At 50.9% G+C, this 6134-nt stretch carries 5 protein-coding genes, 1 tRNA gene and 1 pseudogene; 4 read left to right on the top strand and 3 right to left on the bottom strand.

Annotated features, from left to right (window positions below; all coding sequences use genetic code 11):
- Positions 1 to 293: 293 nt before the first annotated feature.
- On the bottom strand, positions 294 to 1037 hold the full coding sequence (locus ACTBDZ_RS14010) for a hypothetical protein (RefSeq protein WP_438815774.1): 744 nt from the start codon (positions 1035 to 1037) through the stop codon (positions 294 to 296).
- Between the two features lie 123 nt (positions 1038 to 1160).
- Here ACTBDZ_RS14010 and ACTBDZ_RS14015 point away from each other — a divergent pair, with 123 nt between their 5' ends.
- From ACTBDZ_RS14015 to ACTBDZ_RS14030, 4 genes are read left to right on the top strand one after another with little or no spacing between them, the layout of a single operon-like run.
- Positions 1161 to 2537: a Gfo/Idh/MocA family protein gene (locus tag ACTBDZ_RS14015; RefSeq protein ID WP_438815775.1), complete on the top strand. Its 1377-nt coding sequence runs from the start codon at positions 1161 to 1163 to the stop codon at positions 2535 to 2537.
- Positions 2468 to 3643: an oligogalacturonate lyase family protein gene (locus ACTBDZ_RS14020; protein WP_438815776.1), complete on the top strand. Its 1176-nt coding sequence runs from the start codon at positions 2468 to 2470 to the stop codon at positions 3641 to 3643. The genes ACTBDZ_RS14015 and ACTBDZ_RS14020 overlap by 70 nt, the downstream gene beginning before the upstream one ends.
- A 19-nt stretch (positions 3644 to 3662) precedes the next feature.
- Positions 3663 to 3875, top strand: coding sequence for a hypothetical protein (locus tag ACTBDZ_RS14025; RefSeq protein WP_438815777.1), 213 nt, complete (start codon positions 3663 to 3665; stop codon positions 3873 to 3875).
- Positions 3851 to 4822, top strand: coding sequence for an IS110 family transposase (locus tag ACTBDZ_RS14030; RefSeq protein WP_438815778.1), 972 nt, complete (start codon positions 3851 to 3853; stop codon positions 4820 to 4822). Before ACTBDZ_RS14025 ends, ACTBDZ_RS14030 begins: the two co-directional genes overlap by 25 nt.
- Positions 4823 to 5535: 713 nt before the next feature.
- Here ACTBDZ_RS14030 and ACTBDZ_RS14035 read toward each other — a convergent pair.
- Positions 5536 to 5612, bottom strand: a tRNA-Pro gene (locus tag ACTBDZ_RS14035).
- 107 nt (positions 5613 to 5719) lie between these two features.
- Positions 5720 to 6013 (bottom strand): annotated as a pseudogene (locus ACTBDZ_RS14040) (sulfatase-like hydrolase/transferase); the annotation flags it as partial.
- Between the last annotated feature and the right edge of the window lie 121 nt (positions 6014 to 6134).

The following is a 6134-nucleotide window of genomic DNA, read 5'->3' on the forward strand; positions in this document are numbered from 1 at the left end:
TTTGAGATTTTTGGCCAGTGCATTAGCCAGAGCCTGCAACTGTTTTTCGTCCATAAAGTAACCTGCTTTTGATGTTGGATTGAACATATCAAAATCAGGCAATTACACAAATTTATGTACAGGCTCCGCGGATCAGTCGCGAGAGTCCGTACAGATTCAGCTCGTTGACTGAGCCCAGCAGCACATTGTTTGGCAGCCATTCCCAACTCAGGCGTGCGGTGATCGCCTCAAGCTCGTCGCCCAGCGTTTGGGAGGCCCAGTGAAGACGCTTTTGCAGTTCGTCTAACAGGCAACTAGGGCAGCAGCGTCCAGCCGTATTCGATGCCCCACAGATCGAATTCTACCCACTTACGGGAGCCGCTCAGGCGAGTAAGGGTGGGATTGTTGGCAAATCCGGGACGATAGTCCAGTTCCGTCGCTTTTACGGAAGCGCGTACATCATTAGGCAGCACATCCAACGCCATCTTTAACTGCTGGCGGGGCCACGCTTTGTCCTGATAGTCGCGCAGCACCAACTGACAGCCGCGTAAACGCAGGCCCTGGTAGAGGCGTTGCAGCGCCGACTCCCACTCCGTCTGGTGCACGCTAGGTGTGGTGAGCGAGAGGCGTAAGCCGCGCACGGTGGGCAAATGGCTCAGGATTTCCGGCAGGGTTTCGCCAAAAAACAGGTTAAGAAACGCCGCATCGTTTTGTGGGTCTTGGGAAAGAAAGAATTCGGGAAATTTACGGTGCAGGTCGTGACAGTCTGGCGTCGCCTCGCCCTGAAGCCACAGTTGAATGTGGTTCTCTTCGCAATAACGCGCCACGTTTTGCAGATAGTGCAGGGCATTGCTGCGAGCGAGCAGCAAATGTTCCACCGTGGCGGGTGGGCATCGCGGTGAGGGTTTTGCCAACAGCGCGAGCAGCGTTTGCTGATGCAGGATCAGCCCATTGAACTGGAACTTTTTGAGATGGCGCATGATGTCGGTAAACGTCTCCCACTGCCAGATGGCAGGGGTGTATACCTCGAGAAATAACAGCGGTACCGGGTTACCCATGGCGAATCTCCTGCACGCGTCCTGCTCGCTGATACCAGCATGCGGATAGTAGAACGGGGGGGAGGGGGAGTCAATCGCGGGCGGGCTAATCGCGGTGTAGTCAATGAGAGTAAAAGAAGGGAGATGAAGACTTATGCACTGGTTGGCACCGGTGGCCGTTCGGAGATGTACCTGGAAGCGATTGCGACCACCTATCGGCAGTCAGCGCGTCTGGTGGCGCTCTGTGATACGAACCAGACGCGTATGGATTATGCCAATCGCAATCTGGAGAAGTGGGGCCATGGGAAGGTGGCGACCTGGAAAGCCGCGGATTTCGAGACGATGATCGCGCAGCACCGTCCTGACATCGTGATCGTCACCAGCGTGGATCGCACGCACGATCGCTACATCATCCGCGCGATGGAGCTGGGCTGTGATGCCATCACGGAAAAGCCAATGATCATTGATGAAGAGCGCTGTCTGGCGATCGTTGATGCGGTAGAACGCACTGGTCGCGATCTGCGGGTGACGTTTAACTATCGCTATGCGCCACATCACAGCAAGCTGCGCGAATTAATTCTCAACGGTACGGTCGGTGATGTCTTCTCGGTGCATTTCGAGTGGCTGCTGAATACGCAACACGGCGCTGATTATTTTCGCCGTTGGCACCGTGACAAACGCAACAGCGGCGGGTTGCTGGTCCATAAATCCACTCACCATTTCGATTTAGTCAATTTCTGGCTCGATTCTGTGCCGGAGTTCGTTTTCGCCCAGGGCGATCTGCGGTTCTACGGTAAGGAAAATGCCGAGCAGCGCGGCGTGAGCGAGTTCTATTCCCTCTGCCATAACCAACCGGCTGCACGCAACGATCCTTTCGCGCTGCACATGGAGGAGCGGGCGATGCTCAAAGAGCTCTACCTGAATGCAGAGCATGAGGATGGCTACCTGCGCGATCAGAGCGTGTTCGGCGATGGTATCAGCATCGAAGATACTCTGGCCGTAATGGTGAAGTATCGCAACAAAACGCTGCTGACCTACTCCCTCAATGCGTATCAGCCATGGGAAGGGTTGAACATCGCCTTCAATGGCAGCAAAGGGCGGCTGGAAATGAAGCTGGTCGAGAACTCCTACGTCAACGGCGGGGGAGAGCGCAAGAACGAGGGCAGCCTGATGGACTGCGATATCACCTGGTATCCGATGTTTGGCGCGCCGGAACGTATTGAGGTGGCCTATGGACAAGGAGGACACGGTGGTGGTGATGCGCTGATCCTGGACGAACTGTTCGGCAATCCGGGGCCCAATCCGCTTAAGCGGCGAGCTGACAGCCATGCCGGAGCCATGTCCATTTTGACAGGGGTGTGCGGAAACCTCTCGATGCAACGTAATCAACCGTTATTTATCAACGAATTGCCTGTGGGCAGAAAGCTGCTGTCACGGCGAAACAGGGAGCAATGGCGAAAGGCGATGTTTATCAGCTCGAGTACCATGAGTATATCGACGAGGATACCGGCGCGCGGGTGACTCGATTGACACCCCCGAACGTTATCTGTCATCGCAATTATTTTTATCAGAAATGTTTTCTCGATGAAGGTCGGTCACTGATTTTTGCGGCGGAATTCGATGGGTTTCGCAACTACTACCTGTTGGAACTGGCTAGCGGCAAAGCGACACAGTTAACGCAAGGCGCAGATGATAACACCTTTGGCGGATTCCTCTCTCCTGACGAGCAATATTTCTATTACGTGAAGGGAGAACGCGCGTTGATGCGGGTTACCTTGCAGGATTTGTCCGAGGAAACCGTCTATCAGGTGGCGGATGAATGGGTAGGTTATGGCACCTGGGTGGCCAACTCTGCCTGCACCAAGCTGGTGGGGGTGGAAATCCATCGTGATAGCTGGCGGCCCGTCAGTGACTGGACGGTGTTCCAGCAGTTTTATGAAGAAAATCCGCTCTGCCGTGTGATTCGCATCGATTTGCAAACGGGTGAACGCACCACGCTATTACAAGAGAATCAATGGTTAGGACACCCGATTTACCGTCCTCATGATGATAATACCGTTGCATTTTGCCATGAAGGGCCACTGGATCGGGTAGAGACCCGCATGTGGCTGATGAACGAAGATGGCAGCCATATTCGCCGAGTCAAATTGCCGGCACCAGGGGAAAGTTATACCCATGAATTTTGGGTACCAGATGGCTCTGCCATGATGTATGTCACCTATGTGAAGGACAGCACGGTGCGCTATTTGTGCCGTGTTGATCCCGATACGGGGGGCGATGAAAAGATTGTTGCCATGCCGCCGTGTTCGCATGTGATGAGCAATGATAATGGGCAGTTGGCAGTTGGCGATGGTTCCGGAAAGCCCATTGATATTGTTGACAATGACAAGTACGGCGATGCGACGGATCCCTATTTATACCTCTTTGATTTGAAGCACCAACAAACCCACAAAATTGCCAAACACAGTAGTTCATGGGCGGTGCTGGATGGCGATAGTCAGGTTACCCATCCGCACCCTTCTTTCACGCCCGATGAGAAACAGGTGTTGTTCTCCTCGGATAAGGATGGCAAGCCTGCGTTGTATCTGGCCTGTATTCCCGACGCTATTCTCCGCGCTATTCAATGATAAATAAGAGGATTTAGCTATGTTGATGAAACCAGTCACGCTTGCCGCAGCCCTGCTGCTTGCCACATCCGGTATGGCGTACGCGGAAAACGTGGAGTTGAGATTTTCCTGGTGGGGAGGGAACAACCGCCACCAGGCAACGCTCCAGGCGATAAAAGAGTTTGAACAACAGCACCCGAATATCAAGGTTCAGGCGGAATACTCGGGATGGACGATAAAGGGAACATCCTGATTCGGCGATGCTTTACTCGCGATAAACTGATTGAGTATCTGGCCCGCTTAACCCAGACGGTAATTGGAATGGAAGCTTGTCCGGGGTGCCATTGGCTGGCCAGAAAAGCTAAATCATTTGGACATACACCCTGCATTGTCCCAGCACAATTTGTAAAACCTTTCGTTAAGTCAAACAAGAATGACCTGATTGATGCTGAAGCAATAGCTGAGGCTATTTCTCGTCCTACAATGCGAACGGTGATACCAAAAACAACGGCACAGCTCGATCTGCAAGCATTACATCGGATCAGAGAACGCATGGTGTCTCATAAAACAGCGGTGGTTAATCAGACCAGGGCATTTCTCCTGGAATATGGGCTGACTATTCACAGTGGGATTGCGAAATTTACACATGATATGCCTTCACTGTTAGCAGACGAGCAAAACGAGTTGAGTCCATCGATGAGGGATATACTCGCTGATCTCTGGCAGGAATACCGCGCCCTTGAAGAAAAGCTTTTGCACGTGCGTCGCCAGATTGAATCTATCGCTGATGCGGATGGAACAGCTAAAAGGCTAACGTCTATTCCCGGCGTAGGAAAATTGACAGCGACAGCAATGACGGCGTTTGTCGGTAATGGTCAACAATTTAAATCAGGGCGAAATTTAGCAGCCTGGCTTGGCCTTGTACCCCGAGAATACTCAACAGGTGGCAAGCAACGTTTATTAGGTATGAGTAAACGTGGTAATGCATACCTGAGAAAACTGCTTATCCATGATGCCCGAACCTGTGTTCTGCATTTAAACAGAACAACAAATTTACTGGGACAGTGGATACAAATTATGGAAGAGCGTGGAGTACACCGCAATAAGGTTGTTGTCGCACTGGCGAACAAAATTGCCCGAATTATCTGGGCTGTCATGACACGACCGGGCGCTTTTTATTTACAACAACGAGATGTCTGAAAACGCTTGAAATCTTACCAGTTTGCAGGGTATATGATGACAAAACTGTGCAATGGTGTCTTGTAAACCCGGGACAAAAAAGCGGCTTTAGCAGCCGAAGAAGTTTATTGGGAACTAGACGCGCCTATTCCATCATGGCCTTGCTGCCAAAAGCAGCTAACTTGCAAGAGGCCGGATACATTAACGCAAACAGCTTTTATCATCGTGTGCTTGCAAAACGGGAGCGAACCATACATTATTGATATTCACTTTCACACGGGCTTTGTTGAATAATAGGTAATCATGCTGTTTTTCTATGCCAGTTTTGGTAGAAAATGCTTGTCATCTTAGGTGTACAGTTTTCTCATGGGGCCTAACTGCATGATTTTGCGTTGCGAGGATCCGTCGTTTCACTTGGCTGCCAGCATAAAATCTATTTATTCAACAAAGCCTTTCACACGCTCCATTTATGATATGTAACATCCCAAAGACAGAGCGTAAAATGTCAGTTGACGTCTGGCGTGTAAATCAGTGAAATACCTTACTAAAGCGCCAATTCAATTATTATCAGCAAGTTATAAAATATATTTTTTATTATCTTTTTGGATAAATTATTGTTTTTTAAATAAATGGACAATACGACAAGATATTGTGCAAAAAAAAACGGCAGATGATGTCATCTACCGTTTTCTTATCGTCCCGTCTGAAAAACATTAGACAAAACGGGGGGAATTTGGTCGGCGAGAGAGGATTTGAACCTCCGACCCACACGTCCCGAACGTGTTGCGCTACCAGGCTGCGCTACTCGCCGAATGCGGTGCGCATCTTACTGCGCCCTCCAAAAAGCGTCAATCCCTTTTTGATAAAAGAGCACGCTCGGCGCGTGGTTGACGCGAAAACGCACAACCGCCTATCCCATCAACGCGCCGGTAATGCACACCAGTTATTGCTGGCGTTAATGCCACCGTCGGTCGAACGATAGCCCAGGCAGCCCAATATGGAATCAAACAACTCTTCATGGTGGGGAGCCTCCACACGCTGCTGCGCTTTCAGTTGTTCAAACAGCTGCGTATTTTGCGGCTGTGCCAGGAACTTGTCTGACGCCCATACCAGCATCGGCGAGCGGAACTGTTCCGGCGGTGCAACATCACGTGGCGTGCCGTGCAAATGGTAGTTCTCGTCAATCGATTCACCGTGATCTGAGGCATAAAACCGTCATTCCGCACCTACTTTAAGAATAAATTCGACGGTATCGCTCGCCGAGAACATCAACGATGGTCTTGTGAACAGAATTGAGGTTGGATACTTGTGGTGGTCTGTCACCAATACTGAA

This window comes from Symbiopectobacterium sp. (assembly GCF_051710365.1).
Lineage (GTDB): Bacteria > Pseudomonadota > Gammaproteobacteria > Enterobacterales > Enterobacteriaceae > Symbiopectobacterium.

What these genes read in the sequence shown, in the direction of transcription:
- ACTBDZ_RS14020 (WP_438815776.1), top strand. Translation starts at nt 2,468, where the DNA reads ATGGCGAAAGGCGATGTTTATCAGCTCGAGTACCATGAGTATATCGAC.
- ACTBDZ_RS14010 (WP_438815774.1), bottom strand. Translation starts at nt 1,037, where the DNA reads ATGGGTAACCCGGTACCGCTGTTATTTCTCGAGGTATACACCCCTGCC.
- ACTBDZ_RS14030 (WP_438815778.1), top strand. Translation starts at nt 3,851, where the DNA reads ATGGACGATAAAGGGAACATCCTGATTCGGCGATGCTTTACTCGCGAT.
- ACTBDZ_RS14025 (WP_438815777.1), top strand. Translation starts at nt 3,663, where the DNA reads ATGTTGATGAAACCAGTCACGCTTGCCGCAGCCCTGCTGCTTGCCACA.
- ACTBDZ_RS14015 (WP_438815775.1), top strand. Translation starts at nt 1,161, where the DNA reads ATGAAGACTTATGCACTGGTTGGCACCGGTGGCCGTTCGGAGATGTAC.